The 22850-nt window shown below is 73.6% G+C and carries 22 protein-coding genes; 8 read left to right on the forward strand and 14 right to left on the reverse strand.

Annotation, left to right across the window (positions count from 1 at the left end; translation table 11 throughout):
- The first annotated feature begins 112 nt into the window (after positions 1-112).
- Together NI17_RS06010 and NI17_RS06015 are read left to right on the forward strand one after the other, a co-directional pair.
- Positions 113-1531, forward strand: coding sequence for a phosphatase PAP2 family protein (locus NI17_RS06010; RefSeq protein WP_084012682.1), 1419 nt, complete (start codon positions 113-115; stop codon positions 1529-1531).
- Positions 1528-2304, forward strand: coding sequence for an alpha/beta fold hydrolase (locus NI17_RS06015; RefSeq protein ID WP_068692468.1), 777 nt, complete (start codon positions 1528-1530; stop codon positions 2302-2304). Before NI17_RS06010 ends, NI17_RS06015 begins: the two co-directional genes overlap by 4 nt.
- A gap of 192 nt (positions 2305-2496) precedes the next feature.
- Here NI17_RS06015 and NI17_RS06020 read toward each other — a convergent pair whose 3' ends face one another.
- Complete coding sequence (locus tag NI17_RS06020; protein ID WP_068692469.1) at positions 2497-3018, reverse strand: MmyB family transcriptional regulator; 522 nt, start codon at positions 3016-3018, stop codon at positions 2497-2499.
- A gap of 155 nt (positions 3019-3173) precedes the next feature.
- Between NI17_RS06020 and NI17_RS06025 the strand changes: the two genes are divergently transcribed.
- Positions 3174-3671 carry an SDR family oxidoreductase gene (locus NI17_RS06025; protein ID WP_068692470.1) on the forward strand — a complete coding sequence of 166 codons (498 nt, stop codon included), beginning with the start codon at positions 3174-3176 and terminating at the stop codon, positions 3669-3671.
- Here NI17_RS06025 and NI17_RS06030 read toward each other — a convergent pair.
- The 5 genes from NI17_RS06030 to NI17_RS06050 form a co-directional block, all read right to left on the reverse strand.
- Positions 3638-4468, reverse strand: a complete 831-nt coding sequence (locus NI17_RS06030) for a phage antirepressor KilAC domain-containing protein (RefSeq protein WP_243597638.1) — start codon at positions 4466-4468, stop codon at positions 3638-3640. The genes NI17_RS06025 and NI17_RS06030 overlap by 34 nt on opposite strands.
- A gap of 341 nt (positions 4469-4809) precedes the next feature.
- Positions 4810-5694, reverse strand: coding sequence for an alpha/beta fold hydrolase (locus NI17_RS06035; protein WP_068692471.1), 885 nt, complete (start codon positions 5692-5694; stop codon positions 4810-4812).
- A 206-nt stretch (positions 5695-5900) separates the two neighbouring features.
- Positions 5901-6827, reverse strand: coding sequence for a GlxA family transcriptional regulator (locus NI17_RS06040; RefSeq protein ID WP_119267581.1), 927 nt, complete (start codon positions 6825-6827; stop codon positions 5901-5903).
- Positions 6824-7423, reverse strand: a complete 600-nt coding sequence (locus NI17_RS06045) for a cysteine hydrolase family protein (protein WP_119267582.1) — start codon at positions 7421-7423, stop codon at positions 6824-6826. The genes NI17_RS06040 and NI17_RS06045 overlap by 4 nt, the downstream gene beginning before the upstream one ends.
- Before the next feature lie 142 nt (positions 7424-7565).
- Complete coding sequence (locus tag NI17_RS06050) at positions 7566-8027, reverse strand: hypothetical protein (RefSeq protein ID WP_068692472.1); 462 nt, start codon at positions 8025-8027, stop codon at positions 7566-7568.
- Between the two features lie 240 nt (positions 8028-8267).
- On the opposite strand from NI17_RS06050, the gene manD reads away from it, so the two are divergent.
- Both manD and bla read left to right on the forward strand, forming a co-directional pair.
- On the forward strand, positions 8268-9506 hold the full coding sequence (manD, locus tag NI17_RS06055; protein ID WP_068692473.1) for a D-mannonate dehydratase ManD: 1239 nt from the start codon (positions 8268-8270) through the stop codon (positions 9504-9506).
- Positions 9507-10200: 694 nt separating this feature from the next.
- Complete coding sequence (gene bla, locus NI17_RS06060; RefSeq protein ID WP_068692474.1) at positions 10201-11112, forward strand: class A beta-lactamase; 912 nt, start codon at positions 10201-10203, stop codon at positions 11110-11112.
- 63 nt (positions 11113-11175) lie between these two features.
- Here bla and NI17_RS06065 read toward each other — a convergent pair whose 3' ends face one another.
- Positions 11176-11559, reverse strand: a complete 384-nt coding sequence (locus NI17_RS06065; protein WP_068692475.1) for a DUF6968 family protein — start codon at positions 11557-11559, stop codon at positions 11176-11178.
- Between the two features lie 581 nt (positions 11560-12140).
- On the opposite strand from NI17_RS06065, the gene NI17_RS06070 reads away from it, so the two are divergent.
- The 3 genes from NI17_RS06070 (at position 12141) to NI17_RS06080 (ending at position 13831) form a co-directional block, all read left to right on the forward strand.
- Positions 12141-12533, forward strand: a complete 393-nt coding sequence (locus NI17_RS06070; RefSeq protein ID WP_068692476.1) for a MerR family transcriptional regulator — start codon at positions 12141-12143, stop codon at positions 12531-12533.
- A 2-nt stretch (positions 12534-12535) separates the two neighbouring features.
- Complete coding sequence (locus tag NI17_RS06075; RefSeq protein ID WP_084012684.1) at positions 12536-12919, forward strand: thioredoxin family protein; 384 nt, start codon at positions 12536-12538, stop codon at positions 12917-12919.
- A gap of 351 nt (positions 12920-13270) precedes the next feature.
- Positions 13271-13831, forward strand: coding sequence for a MerR family transcriptional regulator (locus NI17_RS06080; protein ID WP_068692478.1), 561 nt, complete (start codon positions 13271-13273; stop codon positions 13829-13831).
- Positions 13832-13861: 30 nt separating this feature from the next.
- Here the strand turns inward: NI17_RS06080 and NI17_RS06085 are convergent, their stop codons facing one another.
- From NI17_RS06085 to NI17_RS06115, 7 genes are all read right to left on the reverse strand, one after another.
- Positions 13862-14710: an SDR family oxidoreductase gene (locus tag NI17_RS06085; RefSeq protein WP_234402004.1), complete on the reverse strand. Its 849-nt coding sequence runs from the start codon at positions 14708-14710 to the stop codon at positions 13862-13864.
- Positions 14711-14977: 267 nt separating this feature from the next.
- Positions 14978-16741, reverse strand: coding sequence for an ABC transporter ATP-binding protein (locus tag NI17_RS06090; protein ID WP_243597639.1), 1764 nt, complete (start codon positions 16739-16741; stop codon positions 14978-14980).
- Positions 16738-18621, reverse strand: coding sequence for an ABC transporter transmembrane domain-containing protein (locus NI17_RS06095; RefSeq protein WP_243597640.1), 1884 nt, complete (start codon positions 18619-18621; stop codon positions 16738-16740). Before NI17_RS06095 ends, NI17_RS06090 begins: the two co-directional genes overlap by 4 nt.
- 27 nt (positions 18622-18648) lie before the next feature.
- Positions 18649-19677: an iron-siderophore ABC transporter substrate-binding protein gene (locus NI17_RS06100; RefSeq protein WP_068692482.1), complete on the reverse strand. Its 1029-nt coding sequence runs from the start codon at positions 19675-19677 to the stop codon at positions 18649-18651.
- Between the two features lie 48 nt (positions 19678-19725).
- The gene (locus NI17_RS06105; protein WP_068692483.1) at positions 19726-20574 is read right to left on the reverse strand and encodes an ABC transporter ATP-binding protein; all 849 of its coding nucleotides are present in this window, start codon (positions 20572-20574) and stop codon (positions 19726-19728) included.
- Between the two features lie 4 nt (positions 20575-20578).
- Positions 20579-21634 (reverse strand): FecCD family ABC transporter permease, encoded by a 1056-nt coding sequence (locus NI17_RS06110; protein WP_068692484.1) that lies wholly within the window; start codon positions 21632-21634, stop codon positions 20579-20581.
- Positions 21631-22686, reverse strand: coding sequence for an iron chelate uptake ABC transporter family permease subunit (locus NI17_RS06115; protein WP_068692485.1), 1056 nt, complete (start codon positions 22684-22686; stop codon positions 21631-21633). Before NI17_RS06115 ends, NI17_RS06110 begins: the two co-directional genes overlap by 4 nt.
- Positions 22687-22850 lie beyond the last annotated feature (164 nt).

Genomic DNA, 22850 nt, shown 5'->3' on the forward strand with positions numbered 1-22850 from the left:
ATCCGTCCCGTGTCCGGAACTCAGGGAGGGGACCGAGCATGACGGCGCCGTGCGCGACAGAGGCGGGAGTGACGGCCCATCAGCGTCCGAACGTCCCATCGGTGGCAGCGTGATGGCCGAACCAGGCAACCCGCACGAGGGCACGCGCACGGGACGGCGCCGCACCGGGGAGTTCGTCGGCCGTAGCGCCGCCGGCCTGATCGCGCTCGCACTGGGCGCGGCGGCATTCGGACTGCTGGTGGTGCTGGTGCAGACCGATTCGGCACTGGTGGATCTCGACAGGCGCCTCGCCGCGGAACTCAACGACCTGGTGGCCGGGCGTCCGCTCGTTCTCACGGTGCTCGGCGTCATCACCGACCTCGGCGGGGTGTGGACCAGTTCGGTGGTGCTGTCGGTGCTCACGGTGGCCCTGCTGGTGCGCCGTCAGTACCGACTCGCCCTGTACGTCGCCGTGACCGGGCTCGGAGCTCTGGTGCTCAGTCCCGCGGTCAAGGAGATCGTGGGACGCCTGCGCCCCATGGTGGAGGTGCCCGTCGGCGCGGCGCCTGGGCCGAGCTTCCCCAGCGGCCACGCCCTCGGATCACTCGTGACTTACGGTGTGGTGCTCCTCGTCCTGCTGCCCGCGGTACCGGCACGGTGGCGCCGCACCGCGGTGGTCGCGGTCGCCGTGCTCGTCGCACTGATCGGGTTCACCCGCATCGCGCTCGGCGTGCACTTCCTGTCCGACGTCATCGGAGGATGGCTGCTCGGGCTGGGCTGGGTCGCGATCACCACGACCGCGTTCCGGGTCTGGCGCCGGGAGGAGCGGCGACCCGTCCCTCCCGTGAGAGACGGACTGGCCCCGGAGGTGGCGCCCGCCGTCTCGCCCGCCCCGCGCAGCACCGGCATGGACCTGTCGCACCCGGTGCGGCGCGGCGCCGTGCTGGCCGTCACCTGGGTGCTGCTCTTCGGGCTGCTGCTGGCCGTGGGCTGGACCGTCACGCAGCCGTTGGCCCGCGGTGTGGTCGGCCGGTTCGACACCGCCGTACTGGACGTGGTCGGCGCGCTCGGCGGCACGGCGGCGGTCCTCACCGTGGCTGTGGTCGTCGCCGTTCTCGCCCTCGCCGTGACCCGACAGTGGCGACCCGTGCTGTTCCTGGCCGCGGTGCTCGTCGGAGAGATCACCCTGTTTCTGGCCGCGGCGTCGGTCATCGACCGTCCCCGGCCGCCGGTGCCCCACATCGGTCCGGACCTGCCGCCGACCGCGAGCTTCCCGTCCGGCCACGTCTCCGCGGCGATCAGCCTCTACGGCGCCGCCGCGGTGCTCGTCGTAACGCGGACGCGGACGTGGTGGCGTTGGACAGTCGTGGCCGCGGCCGTACTCGCGGTGGTGCTGGTCGCGCTGGCCCGCCTCTACTACGGAGCGCATTACCCGACCGACGTGCTGGGCAGCGTGCTGTTCGCGGTGCCTTGGCTGCTGGCCTGCCGGTACGTGCTGCGCCCCGAAGGCGGGGACGGATACGACCGCGCCAGCACGGACGGGCCGCGATGAGGGCGGCGACGGCGGGCGGTCGGAGGCTGGAGGGCCATCGGCTGGATCTGGGGGCGCAGTGGCTCCACGTGCGTACCGGACGCCCGATCCGCCGCACCGGGACACCGGTCCTACTGGTGCCCGGGCTGGTCTCGTCATCCCGGTACCTCGAACCCGTCGGCGCCGAGCTGGCCCGCGACCGCCTCGTCGTCGCGCCGGACCTGCCGGGCACCGGGCGCAGTCCCCGGGCCGACACCCCCCTGTCGCTGACCGATCTGGCCGGCGTCCTGCACCGCGTCATGCTGCGCACCACCGGCCCGGCGATCGTCGTGGGCAACTCCTTCGGCTGCCAGACCGCGGTCGAACTCGCCGTACGCCACCCCGAGGCCGTCACCCGACTCGTACTCACCAGTCCCGTCCTCGCACCCCGGAACCGCGGCCTGCTGCCCCTCACCGCGCGGTTCGTGGCCGCCATGCGCCGCGAATCCCCGCGCTACCTCGCCATCATGCTGGTGGACGTGCTCCGGGCATCCTTCCGCAAGGAACGTGCTGACCTGCGCGCTCTGCGGACCGACCGGATCCTCCGACGTGCTGGGGACCTCACGGTGCCCACCCTCGTCGTGTGCGGCACCCGCGACCCGATCGTGCCACCGGCCTTCGCCCGGCGCCTGGCCGCACGGATCCCCGTCGGCCGCTACCGCGAGATCGACGCGACCCACGCCCTTCCCTACGCCGCGCCGCGGGTACTGGCGGACCTCGTGCGTGATGCGGACGGAGAATCCTCTGGAGGATGAACCCCCATCAGCCGGAGAGAAGCACACGCCGGCTGCCGGGAAGCGAAGGACCGAGTGCCGACGACTACGGCCGGAGACTGACCGGAAACCACAGAAGTCCGTCCTGCGGAGGTGGCGCTCCTCGGATCGAACCCGATCGGAAGGAAGTGCCGACGCCAGACCATTCCAGCAGGCCACTCGTGGTGATTCCACTCAGGACCGGATGTGCTGGCCCGCTCGCGGGTCCCGGACCCCGATGACCGACAACAGTTCCAACTGCCTGGCGGCGGGACCACCGGCCGGTTCGGTGAAGAACAGCAGACGCTGGCGGCCGTCCTCGCTGAACAGGTTGTGGCAGTCCAGTTCGGCGATCCCGAGCTCGGGGTGGCACAGCCGCTTGCGTCTGCGACGGCGCAGGGCGACGGCGCGGGTGTCCCACAGGTCGGCGGACTCCGCGCTGCGCCGTCTCAGCTCGGCGACCATCCGGTGCACGTCGGCGCCACCGCGGCGGGCGGCGACGGCGTGCAGGTCGGCGAGCATCTGCGGAGACGGCTGGGCGCCGCGGCCCCGCTCCAGTTCGGTGCAGTAGTCCACCGAGGCCCCGGCCAGCAGTGCGACCTCCTCCCGGCGCAGTCCGGGCACCCTGCGCCGGGGCCCGGCGGTCAGGCCGACGTCGGCGGGCCGGACCCGGTCGCGTCGGGACTTCAGGAACGCGGCGAGCTCTGCGAGATTCACCCCCCATGATCGCCTCCGGCGCGGTGCCGAGCCAGGGGATGCCGACCTCAGGGTGAGGAGGACCGTGGCGGCGGGCCGCTCCGTGGCAAAACGTGGAGGGCGGTAAGGGGGCGGCTTCCCGCCGTCCGGCCCGATCCTCGTCGGAAGGAATCCTGATGACCACCGAATCCCGCGTGTTCCCCGCAGTCGGCGGGCGGCCCGCCGGAACGTCCCGGGTCGCGGTCGTCACCGGAGGTTCCCGGGGCATCGGCCGTGAGACCGTGCGCCGCCTGGCCGCCGACGGCTACGCGGTCGTGGTGAATTACGGCGGCGGCGCGGTCCTGCTCTTCTCCACCTCCGCGATCGGTCTGGCCTTCCCCGGCTACGCGCCCTACGCGGCCAGCAAGGGCGCGGTGGAGGCGGTCACCCTGGTCCTGGCGCGTGAGCTGCGCGGCCGGGACGTCACCGTCAACACCGTCGCTCCCGGTCCCACCGCCACCGCACTGTTCCTCGACGGCAAGGACGAGGAGACCGTCGCCCGCCTGGCTGCGCAGCCTCCGCTGGAGAGGTTGGGCACTCCCGGCGACGTCGCCGAGGTCGTCGCCTTCCTCGTCTCGGAGCGGGGCCACTGGGTCAACGGTCAGGTGGTTCGCGCCAACGGCGGCATCGTCTGAGCGGTGCGGATGTCCTCGGCTTCGGGCAGGTCGAGTCGGGCGGTGCCGCCCAGTCGCCGGTGCAGGTAGCGCAGCCCCTCGACGGTCACGCGCAGTTGCGGTTTGCCGGGGACGCGCCTGCCGGTGTGGGGATGGGCGTAGGAGGTCGGCCGCAGGCGGAGGTGGCGTTCGTGCCGGGTCCTGGGGATGTCGGTGTCGGCGGACACCATTCCGCTGGCCCGGACGAAGGCGAACAGGCGGCGCTGTCCCGTGGAGATGGCGGGGTCGCGGTTGAGGATGTAGGCCGCCTCGCGCACCGAGTAGTCCCCGTCGGTGGAGGCCAGGACACGCCACGCGTGGGCGGCGGGCCGCTGCTCCTCGGCTTCGGAGCGGGTGGCCAGGGCCTGCTGTGCCGCCTCGTGGACGGCTTTGCCGAGCCCGCTGACGAGTTCGAGGATCTCGGTGGGCGTCGTGCTGAGGTCGAGCGGGGTGGTGGGGCCGGACCGGCTGACGGATCCGGCGATCGCGGCCAGCCACTCCTGGAAGTCCTCGGCTTCCGGGGTGTCGGCGAGCATGGCCAGGCGGTTCACGCCGCGCCCGGTCACGAACACGCGGTCGGCGGGGGACGTGCCGCCGTCGACCGCGACCCGGTGGCGGTCGGGAAGGTCGTGGGCGGCGCTGTCGGGGAGACCGAGAATCCGCGTGACGTCCGCCGCGTTGACGACCAGGTCGCCGTCGTGGATGCGTGCCCGGAGCCGGGTGTCCTGGAAGGTGACGGCGAAGGCGTCGCCGTTCGGGGTGGGGTCGATGGTGGGCAACTGGGTTCCTTCCGGGAGGGTGTCTCCCTTCGCGTGCGTGGTCGGGGCGGTGTGCGGCGCTGCTCCGCGCGGTGGGGTGGTCGGTCGCCGGGGACGTGTCCGGGGCGTGGGCGCTGCCGGAACGCGGCGGGGCTGTTCCGGACGCGGATCTCCTGCCCGAAGGCGCCGCTCGCCGCAGCGGTGCGCCTATGGGTAAGAACACGCCGGCGGCGCTGTTGATTCCGGTCGAAAGGGGCTCTGAGCAGCCGGAATCGGCGGTGGGACAGGTGGTTGGCGCACCGGCGGTCCTGGTGCGGGGCGGCCGGTTGCCGGGAGACGGGAAGTGGCGGAGGGGGCCGTCCTCACCCCGGGCGGTGGTCCCGTGCGCGGGTCAGGGAGTCCAGGACCCGGTCGCCGTGGGTCCACAGCAGTGATCCGCCCGCGTCGTCGAGGAGGTGGCGGCGGGCGGTGGGGATGCGGGCGGCCAGGGTGGCTCCGTGGTCGGGGGAGTGGACGGCGCCCGTGTCGTGGGCGCCGTACCACAGTTCGACCGGGACGGTGATGCGGGCGAGGTCGAACGGCCACGGGGTGAAGGCCAGCACGAGGTCGCGGGCGTATCCCGCCGCGCCTTGGGCGAATCCCTCGGCCAGGCAGGCGCGGTAGGCGGCGGCGAAGTCCGGGGCGGTGTAGACGGCCCGGTCGGCGGTGGAGCTCGTCCGGATCACCAGGTCCCACATCGCGTCGGCGTCGAATCCGGTGGCCGCGGCCTCGAAGGCCGCCGGGTCGGCCGCGACCGACCGCAGTGTTCTGGCGAGGTCGGGGGCCAGGAGCGGGGCCAGCGCGGGGTGGGCGAGGTCGTCGGCACCGGAGACCACCGCCACCGCGTCCCCGACTCCGGCCGCCGCGCATGCCAGGGCGAAGGGGGCTCCGTGGGAGAAGCCCACGATCGTGCAGCCGGGCAGTTCCAGGGCGGCGGTCAGGTCGCGGACGTCGCGCGTCCAGTCGGTGAAGGTCCGCCCGGGCAGGGGGTCGGACACTCCCAGGCCGGGCCGTTCCACGCAGATCAGGCGCAGGCCGCGTGCGGCGAGGAGAGGGGAGCCGAATCCCAGGCCGCGTCCCATCGCCGCTCCGGAGAAGAACAGCACCGGTTCGGCGTCGTCGGGTCCCCACTGCGCCCAGCCCAGCCGTCTGCCGTCGGGCAGCGGGGTCGCGCCGAGCCGGTCGGGGGGCCTGATGCCGAAGTCCACGCCCGGAAGCGTAGAGGAACCGGCGGGCGGGGGCCAAGCGGTTTTCCGGTGGTGGGTGCTCTTTTCCGCGGTCCGTCCGTGCAGGCGCGGGCGCTCAGGGCGCTTCGCGCGTCTGTCCACTCCGCCGCCCCCGGGCGTCCCCCTCGAAACACCTCCGGAACGCCTCGCCGTCCTCTCGGCCTCCCGGCATCAAAAGGCGCGGGGGATCACCCCTGTTTCCCGGTGTCTGCGCCGCGGGAGCGCAGGCGGCGCAGCATCCGGGCGTCCTGGAACCCGACCGCGTGGGCGGCCGCCTCCACCGTCGTCCCCTGGCCGATGAGGTGCTCGGCGCGTTCCAGGCGCAGGGCCTGCTGGTAGCGCAGCGGTGTCAGACCGGTCGCGGCGACGAAGCGGCGGGTCAGGGTGCGTTCGCCCAGTCCCGCGGCGGCGGCCAGCGCGCTCAGCGGCAGCCGTTCGGTGAAGCGCGCGTCGATCAGGTCCTGGGCGCGGTGCACCGCGTCGCTGAGGTGGCCGCGGTGCCGCAGCATGACGCTGGCCTGCTGCTCGTCGCCGTTGCGGCGGGCGTAGACGACCATGGAGCGGGCCACCCGGGCGGCCGTGCCGGGGCCGTGCGCGGTGGCGACCAGGAACAGCGCCAGGTCGATGCCGCTGGCGATACCCGCCGACGTCACCACCCGGTCGTCCACGGTGTACAGCACGTCGCGGACCACGTGGGCCCTGGGGTGGCGGGTGGCGAGTTCGTCCTGGAGTTGGTGGTGGGTGGTGCAGCGCCGTCCGTCCAGCAGTCCGGCGCGGCCCAGGGCGTCGGCGCCCGCGCACACGCTGGCGACCGTGCCGCCCGCCGCGTGGTGTGCGGCGACGCGGCGCAGGACCGCGTCGCCGAGCACCGTGGTGCCTTCCAGGGTGGGCGCCCGCCAGCCGGGGACGACGACCAGGTCGTGTGCGGTGAGGGCGGGCCAGTCCGTGCGGGCCTCGACGGGCAGGCCCTGGGCGGTGCGGACCCGGGGGTGTTCGGCGACGTAGTGGAGTCGGTAGCCGCAGCCGAGGTCGTCGGCGGCGGAGAACACCTGGGCGGGACCCGCGAGATCCAGCAGGTGCAGTCCGGGCGCCAGCAGGAAGACGACGTCGGTCACGATCTGGTCGGCTCCGGGGTGGTGAGGTCGGCGACGGTGCGGATGGTGGCGAACCGTCCGGCCAGAGCGTACTCGGTGCGCTCGATGATCGCGTCGGTGGGCAGGGTGCGCGGGTCGGCGAGGATCTCGGCCACCGAGCGGCCGGGGGGTGCGTCGCGGTGCTCGCGGGGGGTGGTGGCGGTCGCGTCGATGACGAAGGTGACGTCGAACCCGAGGTCGCAGGCGAGGCGGGCGGTGGTCTCGCAGCACTGTTCGGTGCGGATGCCGCAGACGGCCAGGTCGCGGATGCCGTGTGCGGTGAGCAGTTGCTGCAGGTTGGTGGTGGTGAAGGCGTTGTGGGAGGTCTTGGTGATGACGGGTTCGGCTTCGGCGGGGGACAGGCCGTCGATGAGGCGGACGTGTCCGAGGGCGGGGTCGAAGACGTCTCCGGTGCCGGGTTCGGCGTGCAGGACCCATGCGACGAGGTCGCCGCGCTCGCGGGAGGCGGCGACCAGGCGGGCGACGCGGTCGGCGATGTCGGGGGCGGAGACGGCCTGCCACAGCGGCTGCCGGCGGAAGGACTCCTGGACGTCGATGACGACGAGTGCTGTGCTCATGGGTTGATCATGGGGGGCGGGCGGGGGCGCGGGTAAGGCACCATCGCGCCGCGGTGCGGACCGATCCGGTCACGCGGTGCCGCAGGAGCGCGGCCGGGCCGCGGTCGGAGAGGGCGTGCCCGGCTGCCGCCCGCGGAGAGGACTACGGTCTGTCCAGCCGTGAGAGAGCGAACCGCCTGGCGTCAAAGGCCGCGAGTTCGCGAGCGGGATCCTGGGAGACCTTCCAGATCCTGTTCGGTTCCAGTCGCCCCTGGGCCTGCAGGGCGAGTTCCAGCAGATAGTAGTTGGTCTGGTCCTCTCCGAAGTCGCGCAGCGCCTCGCGTGCGCTGTCCTCTGCGGCGGCCCACCGCCCGGCGGCCAGATGCGCGACCGCCCCGGCCGCGCAGGCGCTCCACAGAACGGCAGTGGTCCGTCCGGGAAGGTGCGCACGCTGATACGCCGACTGCGCCTGTTCGGCCTCGGTGACCGCATCGTCGTACCGGCGCAGCGCTATCAGCAGCCAGGCCGCTTTCAGGTGCTTCTCCCACGTTCTGCGGGGATCACTTGCCGGGACGTCGGTGGCGCGGACGGCTTCCAGCGCGTCCCGCAGTTCTGTCTCGTCCACGGGCCCCTTCTCGTGTCAGACATCTGCGGCGATGTGTATCGCCCCGGATGTTTTCTGCGGTCATACCCGGCCCTTCTGTCATGTACACGGGCACCGCCGGTTCGTCTCCGCCGGCGCGCGGAGGAGTGGTGTCTCTTCCGGCGCGCGGCTCGCCGTCGGCGGGCGCGGGGGCACCGCGGCCAATCCGCCGAACACGTCTAGGCTGGGCATGCCGTGACCGTCGCCCCCCGAGGAGAACGCGTGCGTATCGACCGTGCCGACGTCATCGTGACCAGTCCGGGACGCAACTTCGTGACCCTGCGGATCACGACCGCAGACGGTGTGGTCGGCTACGGCGACGGCACCCTCAACGGCAGGGAGCTCGCGGTCGCCGCCTACCTGCGCGACCACGTCGCTCCACTGCTGGTCGGGCGGGACGCCCACCGCATCGAGGACACCTGGCAGTACCTGTACCGGGGCGCCTACTGGCGGCGCGGACCGGTCACCATGACCGCGATCGCCGCGGTGGACACGGCGCTGTGGGACATCAAGGCCAAGGTCGCGGGGCTGCCGCTGTACCAGTTGCTGGGTGGGGCGAGTCGGGAGAACTGCCTGGTGTACGGGCACGCCAGCGGCCGGGACCTGCCCGAGTTGTACGACTCCATCCGGCAGCATCTGGAGTCGGGGTTCCGGGCGGTGCGGGTGCAGACGGCGGTTCCGGGGTTGGAGTCGGTGTACGGGGTGGCCTCCAGCGCGGCCGCCTCGGTGGGCGGAGACGCGCGCTACGACTACGAACCGGCGCGCCGGTCCGCGCGGCCCGCGGAGGAGAGCTGGGACACCCGCGCCTACCTGCGGCACGTGCCGGGGGTGTTCGAGGCGGTGCGTCACGAGTTCGGCCCCGAACTGGTGCTGCTGCACGACGCGCACCACCGGCTCACCCCCGTGCAGGCCGCGCGGTTGGGGAAGGCGCTGGAGCCCTACGACCTGTTCTGGTTGGAGGACGTGACCCCGGCGGAGAACCAGGAGGCGCTACGGCTGGTCCGGCAGCACACCACGACCCCCCTGGCCATCGGCGAGGTGTTCAACACCGTCTGGGACTACCAGGCCCTCATCCGCGAGCAGCTGATCGACTACGTGCGCTCCCCTGTCACACACGCGGGCGGCGTCACCGCGCTGCGCAAGATCCTCGACTACGCCGCGATGTACCAGGTGAAGTCGGGCATGCACGGTCCCACCGACGTCTCCCCGGTGGGGATCGCCGCGTCGGTGCACCTGGGGTTGGCGGTGCACAACTTCGGTATCCAGGAGTACATGCTGCCCGCCCCGCAGACCCTGGAGGTCTTCAACCCGACGTTCGAGTTCGCCGACGGGGGCCTGCGGCCGGGGGAGGAACCGGGCCTGGGCGTCCACCTCGACGAGGCGCTCGCCGCGGAGTTCCCCTACGAGCGGGCCTACCTTCCGACCAACCGCCTGGTGGACGGGACGGTGCACGACTGGTGAGACGCGCCGCGGCGCCGGGCCCGTCCGGTCGTCGGGGTCGGGCGGGGCGCGGATCTCCTCGGCGGTGGTCTCGTGGAGTCCGTCGTCGGGGTACGGCCAGCGGGTGATGCCCACCGACGCGAGGAACGGCAGGTCGCGACTGGCGGCGGGGAGCGCGTCCCGGTGGGAGGCGAGGGCGCTGCTCGGCAGCCGCTCGTCGGGGGGTCTGGACAGCGGCGCGGCCAGACGCGGCAGGGTGGACCTGCCCGTGCCGTCGGCGCCGACGAGGCCGGGAGCGGTGAGGGACGGGTGGTGCGGACGGCGGTGCCGCCGGGGCACCGGAGAGGCAGGTCGGGGCAGGCCACGGAGGCTTCGGGTGCGGGCACCGGGCGGATGGCCGAAGTAAGGAAGGGGTGGGGCCCACACTCCGAGGCCGCGTTCACGCGGGGCCACGGGCGGTTGCGGAGTCGGCCGATGGCTGGTGGCCGTATCACGCGGTGGCGAGTGCGGTGTGCGGGGCGTGCTCCGGGAGGGCTATGCCGTTTCCGCATAGGACCGGTCATCTTCGGTCGCGGTGGTGTCGGATCAGGCTGTGGGGCCGCCGCGTGGGATCATCCCGCCGGTGGTGTCCACGGTCAGCCCGGCGGGCGGAGGAGGCTCCTCGCGGGGTCGGGACCGCCTGCGCACAGCAGTCCACCGGACAGGAAGAGTGACCATGTTCCTGCGTCCCACCCGGCGCGCCGGGGTCGCGGCCGTGCTCGTCCTCGCGTTCGTGCCGCTTCTCGGCTGCGCGGCGGCCGAGGAGTCGGCCGCTTCCGCACCCGAGGACGCCGCACCGTCGACAGCGGCGGTCGACGCGGAGTTCGCGCGACTGGAGGAGGAGTTCGGCGCCCGGCTCGGTGTCTACGCGGTGGACACCGGCACCGACGAGGTGGTCGCCTACAACGCCGACGAGCGGTTCGCCTACGCCTCCACCTTCAAGGCCCTGGCCGTCGGGGCGGTGCTGCGGCGAAACCCGGTCGAGGAACTGCAGGAGGTCGTCACCTACACCGCCGAGGACCTGGTGGCCCACTCCCCGATCACCGAGCAGCACGTCGACACCGGGATGACGTTGCGCGAGGTGTGCGACGCCGCGCTGCGCTACAGCGACAACACGGCGGCCAACCTGCTCTTCGACGAGCTCGGCGGCCCCGAGGGGTTGGAGGCCGTGCTGCGCGAGATCGGTGACGACGTCACGAACGTGGACCGGATCGAGACCGAGCTGAACGAGGCGGTGCCCGGCGACGCCCGCGACACGAGCACGCCGCGGGCGATGGCCACCAGCCTCGGGGAGTTCGCGCTCGGTGGGGCCCTGCCCGGAGACAGGCAGGAGATCCTGATCGACATGATGCGGCGCAACACCACCGGTGGCACCCTGATCCGCGCGGGGGTCCCCCAGGACTGGGAGGTCGGCGACAGGACCGGAGCGGGCGGCTACGGCACGCGCAACGCCATCGCCGTGCTGTGGCCCCCGAACGGCGGCCCCGTCCTGCTGGCGGTGATGTCCAGCCGGGACACCGAGGACGCCGAGTACGACGACGCGCTTGTCGCGGAGACCGCCTCGGTGGTGGTCGAGGCGCTGGCCTGAGCGAGGAGGCCGTGTGGTGCCGCCCACCCGGTTCTCCCGGGTGGGCGGCACCACACCGGACGGTCAGGCGTCGGGTCCGCTCCCGCCGGTCGGCATGAGCCTGTGCACCTGCGGGTCGACCTTCAGACCCAGGTCGGGCAGGCCCAGCCAGTCCAGGCGCACGGATGCCGCGTTCGCGCGCTCGGTCAGTTTCAACTGCAGGGCGTACACGCTCAGCAGGAGAGCCTGCAGGGAGTCGACGCCGAAGGACGCCTGCACGGTGTCGTCGCCCAGGCCCAGGATCTGGTGGGGGCAGCACCAGTCGCCGCCGTTCCCCTCGGGCAGGGAGTGGGGATCGGGCAGCGGTCGGCCGATCCGCACCACCACCGGTGTGCGCTCCCCGCGATCGGAGACGGCGTCCAGTCGCCGCTCCGCCACGATCTCGCCGAGTTCGTAGGTCGTCGCCATGGTTCTCCAACGTGTCGGCGCTTCGGTGCACGGTCACGGTAGTGGAAGCCGGTGACATTCTTCGGGTGCTTCACCGGAGATGCGTCCGCGCTCTCGGGCCGCGAGGAACTTTCTGCGGCGGGATCGGTGCCGTGGTGTCGATACGGGCCGGGGACGCTCGTGCAGGGGGTGGGAGGTCGGCACGGCGCCGACCGGTGGACGTCGAGGAGGAACCGTCGTGAAGCACTACCTGCTCAGCATCTACCAGCCCGACGGGGGAGGCTCCGCCTCCGGAGGTGCTGGAGGCCGTCAACGCCGAGACGAGGGCGGGGGGCTCCGGTGGGCTGCACGCGCCGGACATGGCCGCCGTGGGGCGTGGCAGGGAAAGGAGGCGCTCGTGACCGACGGCCCCACGCCGAGGGCGGGGAGCACGTCGGCGGGCCCGGGGTCGTCCGGGCGCACGACCTCGACGCGCCCCGAACGGGGACGCAGGATCGCCCGGGCGACCACCCTTCCCATCGAGGTCCGGCCGGCGCGGGAGCCGGTTTGCGGCGGTGCCCGACCGTTGCCCTGACGCCGACGTCAAGGTCTGGTGTCGCCCCATGCGCATCGGTGAACTCGCGGAACGGGCGGGGGTCAGCACCCGGACCCTGCGTTACTACGAGTCGCGCGGACTTCTGCCCGGCCGTCGCACGGCCAACGGATACCGCGTGTACGGCGGCGACGACCTGCGGCTGGTGGAACAGATCCGCACGCTCCAGGACTTCGGTTTCGACCTGGAGGAGCCCCGGCCCTTCGTGGAGTGCCTACGGGCGGGGCATCCGTCCGGGGACAGCTGCCCCGACTCGCTCGAGGTCTACCGGGGCAAGCTCGCCGAACTCGATGCGCTGGTCAACCGGCTGCAGGCGGTGCGCGCCCAGGTGCGGGAGCAACTGGCGCGGGCCGAGGCGCACCTGTCGGGCGGGCCGGAGCCGCGATGCGATCCGAGAGGATGACAATGACCAGGACAGTGGACGTGGCAGAGGTCACGGACGCCACCTTCGCCGAGCAGGTGCTGGCAGCGGACCTTCCGGTGCTGCTGGAATTCACCGCCGGGTGGTGCCCCCCGTGCCGACTGATGGCCCCGGTGCTGGGCGCGGTCGCCGCGCAGGAGAGGGACCGGATCAAGGTGGTGCAGCTCGACGTGGACGCCACCCCCGAGACCGCGGCCGCCTACGGCGTGCTGTCACTGCCCACGCTGATGGTCTTCCACGGCGGCGAACCGGTGCGCTCGATGGTGGGCGCCCGGTCCCGGCGTTCGACGGTCGGGCCGTGCGCGAACCGGGGGGAGCCGCCGGGCGGAGTCCACGGCCGCCGACCGCTTGACCTCAACCGCGGTTGAGGTCGCAGAGTGGTCGGTGACCCCTTTCGCGGAAGATCCGCGCCTGCGGTCCGGCCCGCTCCCGGGCGGGTCGGACCGGGTGGCGGACGTCGAGGCTCGGACGGCCTCGCACCGTTGCGCGGGGCGTGGACGGCGGCACTCGGACGCGCTCCGGTCCGTGCGGGGGCAGGGGACGCGCCTCTGCCGGCGTGTTGGCGTCTGGTACGAGGACGCCGGTCCACTACCGGGACGGCCTTCCCGGACGCGCTGGGCGGCACGGCTTTTCCGGTGGCAGGCCGCGTGGCACGGTGCCGGCGGACGCGGCGGCCGCGCGGTTGACCCTCCGGTTACCGGAGGCCGGATGCTGGGGGCATGCTGGGCATAGGAGAGTTCGCGAACCTGACCGGGCTGACGGTCAAGGCGCTGCACCACCACGACGAGACCGGACTGCTCGAACCGGCCCTGACCGGCGCGGTGCCCCGGTACCGGTTCCACGCGCCCGGGCGGGTCCGCACCGGGACCGTGGTGCGGGTGCTGCGCGACGCGGGGCTTCCGCTGCGGCAGGTCGCCGAGGCACTGGAGGGGGACCCGGTCGAGGTTCTCCGCGAGCGCCGGGAAGCGGTACTGGCACAGCGCGAGCGCGAGGACCAACTCCACGCCGCCGCGGTGGAGTCGCTGGTGAATCCGGGCAGCCCGGTCGAGGTGGTCCAGCGCGACGCTCCGCCGCAGCCCTACGTCGGGCGGGTGCTGGCCGTCCACGGGGGCGACGACACCGGCGTCGAGGAGACCGACACCGGCGTCAACAGCGCGTTCACCGAACTCCACCGCGCGCTTGTCGCCGAGGGCGCGGGCCCGTCGGGGCCGTTCTGGACGGCGCTGCGCGCGGGGAGTGCCGCGGACACCGTCGAGGCCGTGGTCACGGTCACGCCGTGACCCCCCGGGGCGCGCCCGCTGTCGGAGGGCTCATCCGGCGCGCCAGCCGTCCGACTCCAGGGCGCCCGCGGCCTGCGGTCCCATCATGCTCAGTCCGCCGTCCACGAGCAGCGTGGCGCCGGTGACGTAGGAGGAGGCGGGGCCGGCCAGGAACGCGATCGCCTCGGCGACCTCGTGGGCGTCACCGGGGCGCGCCAGCGGGTAGCCCCCGCGGGAGGCGGGCCGCGGCGGCTCGTCGTGCTGGCCGGTCATCGGGGTGGCGATCTCGCCGGGGGCCACCGTGTTGGCGGTGATGCCGTGCGCGCTCAGTTCCAGGGCCAGCACCCGGGTGAGCATCTTCAGGCCGCCCTTGGCCGCGCAGTAGGGGCCCGCGCCCACACGCGGCAGGTCCTCATGGACGCTGGTGACGTTGATGATCCGGCCGCCCCGGCCGCGTTCGGCCATGCGCAGCGCGGCCGCGCGCGAGCACGTGAAGGGACCGTCCAGGTCGGTGGCCAGCACCTCGCGCCACTGCTGGTGGTCGGTCTTCAGCAGCGGTGCCCCCGACCCGGTCCCCGCGTTGTTGACCAGGACGCCGATGCCGCCGAGTTCGTCGGCCAGCTCCTCGATCGCCGCGGCGGCGCGGACCGGGTCGCGCAGGTCGTGGCGGCGCACAGCGGCGGTGCGCCCGGTCTGGCGCACCTCCTCGGCGGTGCCCCGGGCCCCCTCCTCGTCCGAGTGGTAGGTCAGCCCGACGTCGAAGCCCTGCCGGGCCAGGAGGACCGCGGTGGCCTTGCCGATCCCGCTGTCGGCGCCGGTGATGACGGCGACCCGGTCGTAGGCGGAGTAGGTGCCGCGGTCGGAGTCCGGTGTCTGGGTGGGGTCGATGTCCGGTGCCACGTCGGTCTCCTCTCGACTGTCCTGCGGGGGACGGCTGCCCCGACCGGGACGGACTACACGCCGGGCGGGGCAGCCGTCCCCCCGTGGGGGTGACCGAGACACCGTCGCCGCCCTGCTCATCGGCGCCCTCACCGGCGCCGTGCCCTCCCGCCTCCCGGCCGTACCGGTCGGAGGGACCGTCCACCTCCCGCTGACCAGGAGACGGACCCGCGTCTGTCCGGGGCCCGAACAGACGCTTCCGGTCCGGCGGGTCTTCGCCGGGCAGGTCTAGTGCCGCCACGCCTTCCACATCCGGGCGAAGCGTCCGCCGAGCGCGACGAGCTCCTCGAAGGAGCCCTGTTCGACGATCTCGCCCCGGTCGAGCACCAGGATGTGGTCGGCGGACTCCGCCTGGGAGAGCCGGTGCGCCACCAGGATGCCCGTGCGCGACCCGAGGGCGGCCGCCGCGGCCGCCTCCAGACGCGCGGCGTCCCGGCTTCCCGCCTCGGCGGTGGCCTCGTCGAGGATCAGGACGAGCGGGTCGGCGAGGACCGCGCGGGCGAGTGCGAGCTGGGCCGTCTGCGCGCGGGTGAGGGGATGCGCCGACTCGCCGACACGGGTGTCGAGACCGTCGGGGAGGCCGTCGACCCACCCCATGGCCCCCACCCGGGTGAGCGCCTCCACGAGTTCGCGGCGGGTCGCGTCCGGTTTGGCCAGGCGCAGGTCGGCGTGGAGGGGGCCGGTGAACACGTGGGCCTCCTGCGGGACGAGGGCGACGACGTGCGGACCGGCCGCCCGCGCCGCCGCCGCGTCGACCCCGTCGATGGTGGCACTGCCCGAGGTGGGGCGGAGCAGGCCGCCGAGGAGGGCCGCCAGGGTCGACTTGCCGGCCCCGCTCGCGCCGACGAGGGCGACCTTCCGGCCGCTGTCGACACGCAACGACAGGTCGCGTACGGCGACGGTCTCCCCGTAGCGGCGGGTGAGCCCGCGGGCCTCCACCACCGCGCCGCGCCGGTCGCCGCGCGCGGCTCCCGCCCCGTGCGGCGCCTCCTCCCCGACGGGGACCGGCGGCCCCGCGGGGGAGCGCGCGACGCCGACGATGCGGGCCAGGCTGGCCGCGGCCGACTGGATGTCGTTGAAACTCGACACGATCAGGCCGAGGGGGTTGAACAGCCGGTGGAAGTACAGCGCCGCGGCCGTGACCGTCCCCGCGGTGCCCGAGCCGGAGGCCACGAGGACGAACCCCGTCGCGATGATGCAGCCGAGCCCCGTGAGTTCGGCGGTGTTCATCCACCTGCTCCACCCGGTGAAGAACCACAGCACGTCCCGGGAGACCGCCCGGGCGCGCGCCGACGCCTCCGTGATCCGCTGCGCCTGCCGCCTCTCGACACGGTAGGCGTGCACGGTCGCGATCCCGGTGAGCGAGGACACGAGGGTCTCGGCCCGTTCGGCGAACGCCGCCCGCTCCGCCCTGTGGCGCGGCGCGGACCGGGGCAGGTACCAGCGCAGCGAGAACACGTAGACCGGTACGGCGGTCAGACCGGCCAACGCGAGCCACGGGTCGAGGGAGGCCAGACCCGCCACCGTGAGCGCGATGGTCAGGGCGGCGCTCAGCCACGGGGCCAGCAGCGACACCACGACCTGGTTGACCACGGCGACGTCGTCGCCGATACGGGTGAGCAGGTCGCCGTGTCCGCTCTCCTCGAGGACCTCGGAGGGCAGGTCGAGGGCGTCCGCGACCGCGTCCTCCCGCATCCGCGCGAGGACCCGCTGGCCCAGGCGGGTGACGAGCGCGTTGCCCACGGCGGTCAGCGCGGCGCCCAGGACGGTCGCCGCCGTCAGGACCGCTCCCAGGAGCACGACCCGGTCGGCCGTGCCGCCCGCGACGACGCTGTCGACGAGGACGCCGACGATCCACGGCCCGACGAGACCGGCCACGGCGGCGAGCAGGGAGGACGCCAGCGCCGCGGCGGTCAGGAGGGGGAGCGCCGCGACATGGCGGCGCAGGGCCGCCCGGATCTCGGCGGGACCGGCGAGGGGGAGCGGGGTCACCGCAGCACCCGCTCGCGGTAGGGCCCGCTGGTGCGCAGCAGGTCGTGGTGGGTGCCGCTGGCGGTCACGCGGTCGCCGTCGACCAGCACGACCCGGTGGGTGCGTGCCAGGAGGGTGGGGCTGGTCGTGAACAGGATCGAGGTCCGCGTGCGGCCACGGTGCCGCAGGGCGGCGAACCCGTCCGCGATGGTCTCCTCCGTGACCGAGTCGACGGCTGTTGTCGGTTCGTGCAGGACGAGTACGGGCGGATCGGCGTGCAGTGCCCGCGCGAGGGCGAGCCGCTGGCGCTGTCCGCCGGAGAGGCTGAGCCCCCGGTCCCGCAGGGGGGTGTCGAGTCCGAGGGGCTGCGCCGCGACGAACTCGGCCGCGCCCGCGGCGGCCAGCGCGTCGCCCGGGGCGCGGTCCCCGGGCGCGCCGAGGGTGAGGTTGTCCCGGATCGTTCCGGGGAAGAGGTCGGGCCGGTGCGGTTCCAGGTGGATGAGCGAACGTCGCAGGGCGTGGTCCAGTTCGGCGACGGGGGTGGAGCCGAGGAGGACCGTGCCGAGGGAGCCGGGGGGCGGGTCGCCGCCGAGGAAGCGGCGGAGCAGGTCGACGGTGGGGTCGTCGGCGACGACGCCCACGAACTCCCCGGGGGCCACGGTGAGGGTGATGCCGCGGTCCGTGCCGTCGCCGGTGGGGTCCCGGTCGGGACGCCGGGGCGCGATTCCCCGGAAGGCCAGCGCGGCGGGGGCCGCGCTGGCCGCCGCCGCGGAGCGGGGCGGGGTGTCGGTGCGCCCGCCGGGGGACGGCGCCGCCAGCACGCCGGCGACCCGGGCCGCGCCGGCCCGGGCCGCGGCACGGAGTTGCAGGTAGGCCCCCACGTTGGTCAGGGGTTCGGCGATGAACTGCGCGGCTCCCACGGCCGCGATCATTCCTCCCACGGAGACCGCGCCGTCGGCTGCCAGGACGCCGGCGCCCACCACGGAGACGACGAGCACCAGTCCGCTGGCCAGGACCGTGGCGCCGACCTGGAGCGACCTGGCGTCGCCCGCGCGGATGCCGACGTCGGCGGCACGCCCGCTGACCTCCCGGTAGCGGTCGGCGGCGCGGTGCTGCGCGCCGATGCCCTGGAGGGTGCGCAGCCCGGAGACGAGGTCGGTGGCGAGCGCGGACGCGTCGGCGAGCGCCTCCTGCTGGGCGGTGCTGCGGCGCGACAGCAGGGGGGAGAGGGCGTTCAGCGACAGGGTGGCGGCGATCGACGTCGCGATGAGCACCAGTCCCAGCCTCAGGTCGACGGACAGGAGCACGGCGCAGCTGACCGCGAGGGCGGCGGCCGCGCCCCACAGTCCGGAGACGTAGTTCACCGACTTGGCCGCCAGGTCGGCGTCGGACGAGGCGATGGAGAGCAGTTCCCCCCGTGGGCGTCCCGGACGCGTCCGGGGGTCCATGAGCCGGTGGGCGAGTTCGGCGCGCAGCAGGTGGGCCTCGTCGATCGCGGCGCCGTAGCCGTAGCGCGCCGCCCAGCGCCAGCACAGGTTCAGCACGCCGAAGAGGGCGACCAGACCGAGCAGGCAGAGCAGGAGCAGGCCGGGACTCCCGTGGACGATCGCGGTGTCGACCGACACCCCGATCGCCACGGGGACGAGGGCCTCGCACGCCTGGTGGCCCATGATCAGGAGTGAGGAGCGGACGACGCTCGACCGTTGGCGGGCGAGGGTGCGCCGTGTGACGCTGCGGGCCGACGCCGTGGCTGCGGTGGCCGCCGCGTCGGGCCGGGCTGGGCGGGGGAGGGGGCGGGCGGATGCGGTGTCGCGGGTGATGGCGGGGCTCCTCTGCGGTGGTCGCGGGACGGTGGGGACCCGCGCGCCCGGCTGCCGGGCGCGCGGGCGTGGTGGGGACACGGGCGCGGTGCGCGTCCCCACCGGGGGTCACCGGTCGAGCTTGTCGACCGCCGCCGCGAGGTCGGGGACCACGGCGTCCAGCGCGATGCCGATACTCTGCACGGTTCCGGCGGTGGCGCCGCGCATGACGTCGCCCTCGGGGTCGACGAGCAGGGCGCGGCCGTCCCGCACGACCGGCAGCGACTGAATGAGGGGGTCCTCGGTGAGCGCCGACAGCGGGTAGCCGATGGTGGTGAGTACCGCGACGTCGGCGTCGAAGGCGGAGACCTGCTCGACGGAGATGTTCGCGTAGAAGCCGTTCGGACTCGGCAGCTCCTCGATGGCGGGGTTGAGGACGAACCCGAGTTCGCCGTAGATGTCGAACCGGCTGTCCCCCGGCAGGCTGGCGCCGTAGGCGTCACCGAACTTGGAGCCGGAGGCCATCGTGACGCCGTCGAACTCGGGGTGCTGCTCCCGCAGCTCCCCGAACCGGCTGTCGAGTCCGGCGATCAGTTCCTCGCCCTCGGCGGTCCTGCCCAGCGCCTCGGCGACGACCCTGGTGTGGGTGCGCCAGTCGACGGCGAAGTCGGGGGTGTCCTTCGGCGGGGCGACCGTGGGCGCGATCTCGCTCAGCCGCTCGTGTGTCTTCTCGTCGAGGGCGGCGCGCACGTTGAGGATGACGTCGGGGTCCAGCGCCTGGATCTGCTCGTAGTTGACCGAACCGTCCACGTTCTCCAGGAGTTCGGGTTCGACGTCGCCGAACCGCTCGGTCGCCCAGGGGCCGACGCCCTTGTTCTCCTCGCCGAAGTTCTGCCAGTCGAAGATGGCGACCGGTGCGACCCCCAGGGAGAGGGCGACCTCGCCGTCCGACCAGCCCAGCGCGACGACCCGCAGTTCGCCGTCATCGGGTTCGGGGATGTCGACGGTGCCGAAATGGGTGTCGACGGAGGCGAGCAGCGGCGTGCCGCCGCCACCGCCCTCCTGTTGGGGAGCGGCGCAGCCGGCCGAGGCGAGGGCGAGGGCGGCGAGGCCGACGGCGAGCGTGCGGGTTCTCCGCGCCGGGTGTGGTGTGCTCATGGTCCACTTTCTGTGCTGGGAGGGGTTGTCCACGATGGGAGGAGGGGGTCAGGGGCTGGCGGTGCCGGTCGCGACGGCGCCGCGGGCCAGGGGTACGACGAGCGGTGTCCCGGTCTCCGGGTCCGGGATGATCCGCACCCCGACGCCGAAGACCCGCGAGACGAGTTCCTCCGTGACCACCGAGCGCGGCGGCCCCTCGGCCACGATCTTCCCGTCCTTCATGGCGATGAGGTGCGTTGCGTAGCGGGCCGCCTGGTTGAGGTCGTGGAGTACGGCGACGAGGGTGCGCCCGTCGGCGTTGAGTGCCGCGCACAGTTCGAGGACGTCGATCTGGTGGGCGATGTCGAGGAAGGTCGTGGGCTCGTCGAGGAGGACGACCGGGGTCTGCTGCGCCAGCACCATCGCGATCCAGACGCGCTGGCGCTGCCCTCCGGAGAGCTGGTCCACCGGGGTCTGCGAGAGCGCGGTGAGGCGTGTGGTGGACAGGGCGTCGCGGACGGCGCGCTCGTCGTCGTCCGACCACTGGCGGAACACGCCCTGGTGGGGGTGGCGGCCCCGCGACACCAGGTCGACGACCGTGATCGCCTCGGGGGCCGTCGAGCTCTGCGGCAGCAGCCCGACCCTGCGGGCCAGCTCCTTGGTGCGCAGGGCGCGGATGTCCGCCCCGTCGAGGAGGACTCCGCCGGAGCGGGCGGGCAGCAGGCGGGCGAGGCTGCGCAGCAGCGTCGACTTGCCGCAGGCGTTGGGGCCGACGATGACAGTGAAGGAGCCGGCGGGAACGGTGACGGAGAGGTCGTGCAGGATCGCGTCGCCGCCGTAGGAGACGGTGAGGTCACGCGCGTCGAGACGCCCGTCGGGCGGGGGCGGGACGCTGTCCGCCGGGACGGTTTCGGACATTCGTTCAGGACTTTCTCGCTTGTGAGATGAGCAGCCAGGCCAGGTAGCCGCCGCCGACGGTGACCGTGACGACGCCCACCGGAAGCTGGGCGGGGGCGATGACGGTGCGCGCCACGAGGTCGCTGAGGACGAGCAGGGACGCTCCGAGGAACGCCGTGGGCAGCAGGGGGAGGGCCGGTGTCCGGGTGAGGCGCACCGCGAGCTGCGGCGCGACCAGCGCGACGAAGGCGATGGGTCCGGCGACGGCGGTCACTGCGGCGGTGAGGGCGACACCGGTGGCGAGCAGCACCGGACGCAGCCGGTCGGTGTCGACGCCCCTGCTCCGGGCGGCGTCGTCGCCGAGCGCCGTGAGCTGCGTGTCGCGGTTCACGAGCATCAGCACGGGGGTGAGCACGGCTACGGCGACGAGCACCGGGACGACGTCGGCCCAGGTCGCGGTGGCCAGCGAACCGGCGCCCCACACGGCGGCCGGGAGCGCCTCCTCCACGCGCACGGTGATCATGAGGTAGCCGTTGACCGAGGCCAGCAGGGAGCTGATCCCGATGCCGACGACGACGAGGCGGTAGCCGTTGAGGCCGCGGCGCAGGGCCAGCACGTAGACGGCGAGCCCGGTGAGTGTTCCGCCGAGGAGGGCGCCCGCCACGGTCGTGAGGTGGCCGCCTCCGACGAGGAGCATGCCGAGCAGGGCGCCGGTGTAGGCCCCGGTGTTGAATCCGATGACGTCGGGGCTGCCGAGCGGGTTGCGTGTGACGGTCTGGAACACCGCGCCGCTCAGCGCGAGCGCCCAGCCGCCGAGCGCGGCCAGGAGAACGCGGGGCATCCGCCACTCCATGACGATGCGTGCCACGCCGTCGTCGGAGCGGCCGACGAGGGCGGCCGCGACGTCGCGGAGGGGCAGCGCCATCTCCCCCACGGTGAGGGACCAGGCTCCCACGGCGACCGCGGTGGCCAGGCAGGCCAGGCCGACGGTGAAGGAGCGGAGGTCGAACCGGAGGCTGAGCGGAGCCCGGGGGGCGCGGAGCAGGACGACGCGCCGGGACCACAGACGGGGGGAGGTCACGGTGCCTTGACCTCCGTGCGCCGGACGAGCCAGACGAGGACGGGGGAGCCGACGAAGGCGGTCACGATTCCCACGGGGAGTTCGCCGGCGATGACGACCCGGCCGAGGATGTCGGCGCCCAGGAAGACGACCGGGGCCGCCACGAGGCTGAGCGGGACGATCCACCGCTGGTCCGGTCCCACGACCGCGCGCACGGCGTGCGGCACCATGAGTCCCAGGAACGACACGGGGCCGACCGCGGCCGTCGCCGCTCCGCACAGCAGGGTGATCGCCGTGAATCCGAGGCCCCGCACGAGGAGGACCCTGCTGCCGAGGGAGCGGGCGAGGTCGTCGCCCAGGGCGAGGGTGTTGAGCGACCTGGTGAGCGCGACGGTGATGACCAGGCCCGCCGCGACGAAGGGCAGCACGCCCCACAGGACGTCGATCTGCCGTCCCTGCAGGGAGCCGACCTGCCAGAAGCGGATCCTGTCGAAGACCTCGGGAGCGAGCAGGGTGACGCCGTGGCCGACGCCGTTGAGGACGGCGCCGATGGCGATCCCGGCGAGGACCAGGTGGACCGGGTTCCTACCCTGGCGTCCGGACGTTCCGACGAGGTGGACCACCACGGCCGTGGCCAGCGCGCCGGCGAGGCCCAGCCAGACCTGACCGGCGACACCGCTGACCCCCAGGAACGCCGCGCCGACGGCGACGGCGAGGAACGCGCCGGAGTTGACGCCGAGCAGGCCGGGATCGGCGAGGGGGTTGCGGGTGACCGCCTGGATGACGGCTCCGGCGGCTCCGAGGGCGGCTCCGACGACGATCGCCAGGAGGGTGCGGGGGACCCGGTACTCGCGGACGATGATGCCGTCGGGGGAGGCGCTGTGCCCGGTGAGGGCGTCCCACGACTGACTCCACGTCAGGTCTCCCGATCCCACGAACAGGCTGAGGGCGGTGAGGGACGCGCAGAGGGCGATGCCGACCGCGACGGCGAGGGACTTCCGTGCGACGCGGAGCGGGTCCTCCGGTGCCGGAAGGCTCTCGACGGTCGGCGCGGTGCCGTGTGCGGTCAGCATGGCACGGCTCGGTTCATGGGCATACGTGTCCGCTCCTCGGCGGTCGTTGCGGGGGGAGTGGAGGCACACCAAGGGCCAACAGAAGTTAGCCCAGGCTTACCTAACCTTCATGCTAGGAAGGTTGGGTCGGTGGCGCAATCCGCGAAACGGGACACCGAATACGG

The organism is Thermobifida halotolerans (assembly GCF_003574835.2).
In the GTDB taxonomy this organism is placed as follows: domain Bacteria; phylum Actinomycetota; class Actinomycetes; order Streptosporangiales; family Streptosporangiaceae; genus Thermobifida; species Thermobifida halotolerans.

Bases quoted from the DNA above. Each gene is read 5' to 3' on its own strand.
- NI17_RS06010 (WP_084012682.1), top strand. From the start codon at position 113: ATGGCCGAACCAGGCAACCCGCACGAGGGCACGCGCACGGGACGGCGC.
- NI17_RS06015 (WP_068692468.1), top strand. From the start codon at position 1,528: ATGAGGGCGGCGACGGCGGGCGGTCGGAGGCTGGAGGGCCATCGGCTG.
- NI17_RS06025 (WP_068692470.1), top strand. From the start codon at position 3,174: ATGACCACCGAATCCCGCGTGTTCCCCGCAGTCGGCGGGCGGCCCGCC.
- NI17_RS06045 (WP_119267582.1), bottom strand. From the start codon at position 7,423: ATGAGCACAGCACTCGTCGTCATCGACGTCCAGGAGTCCTTCCGCCGG.
- bla (WP_068692474.1), top strand. From the start codon at position 10,201: ATGTTCCTGCGTCCCACCCGGCGCGCCGGGGTCGCGGCCGTGCTCGTC.
- NI17_RS06065 (WP_068692475.1), bottom strand. From the start codon at position 11,559: ATGGCGACGACCTACGAACTCGGCGAGATCGTGGCGGAGCGGCGACTG.
- NI17_RS06070 (WP_068692476.1), top strand. From the start codon at position 12,141: ATGCGCATCGGTGAACTCGCGGAACGGGCGGGGGTCAGCACCCGGACC.
- NI17_RS06075 (WP_084012684.1), top strand. From the start codon at position 12,536: ATGACCAGGACAGTGGACGTGGCAGAGGTCACGGACGCCACCTTCGCC.
- NI17_RS06080 (WP_068692478.1), top strand. From the start codon at position 13,271: ATGCTGGGCATAGGAGAGTTCGCGAACCTGACCGGGCTGACGGTCAAG.
- NI17_RS06100 (WP_068692482.1), bottom strand. From the start codon at position 19,677: ATGAGCACACCACACCCGGCGCGGAGAACCCGCACGCTCGCCGTCGGC.
- NI17_RS06105 (WP_068692483.1), bottom strand. From the start codon at position 20,574: ATGTCCGAAACCGTCCCGGCGGACAGCGTCCCGCCCCCGCCCGACGGG.
- NI17_RS06115 (WP_068692485.1), bottom strand. From the start codon at position 22,686: ATGCTGACCGCACACGGCACCGCGCCGACCGTCGAGAGCCTTCCGGCA.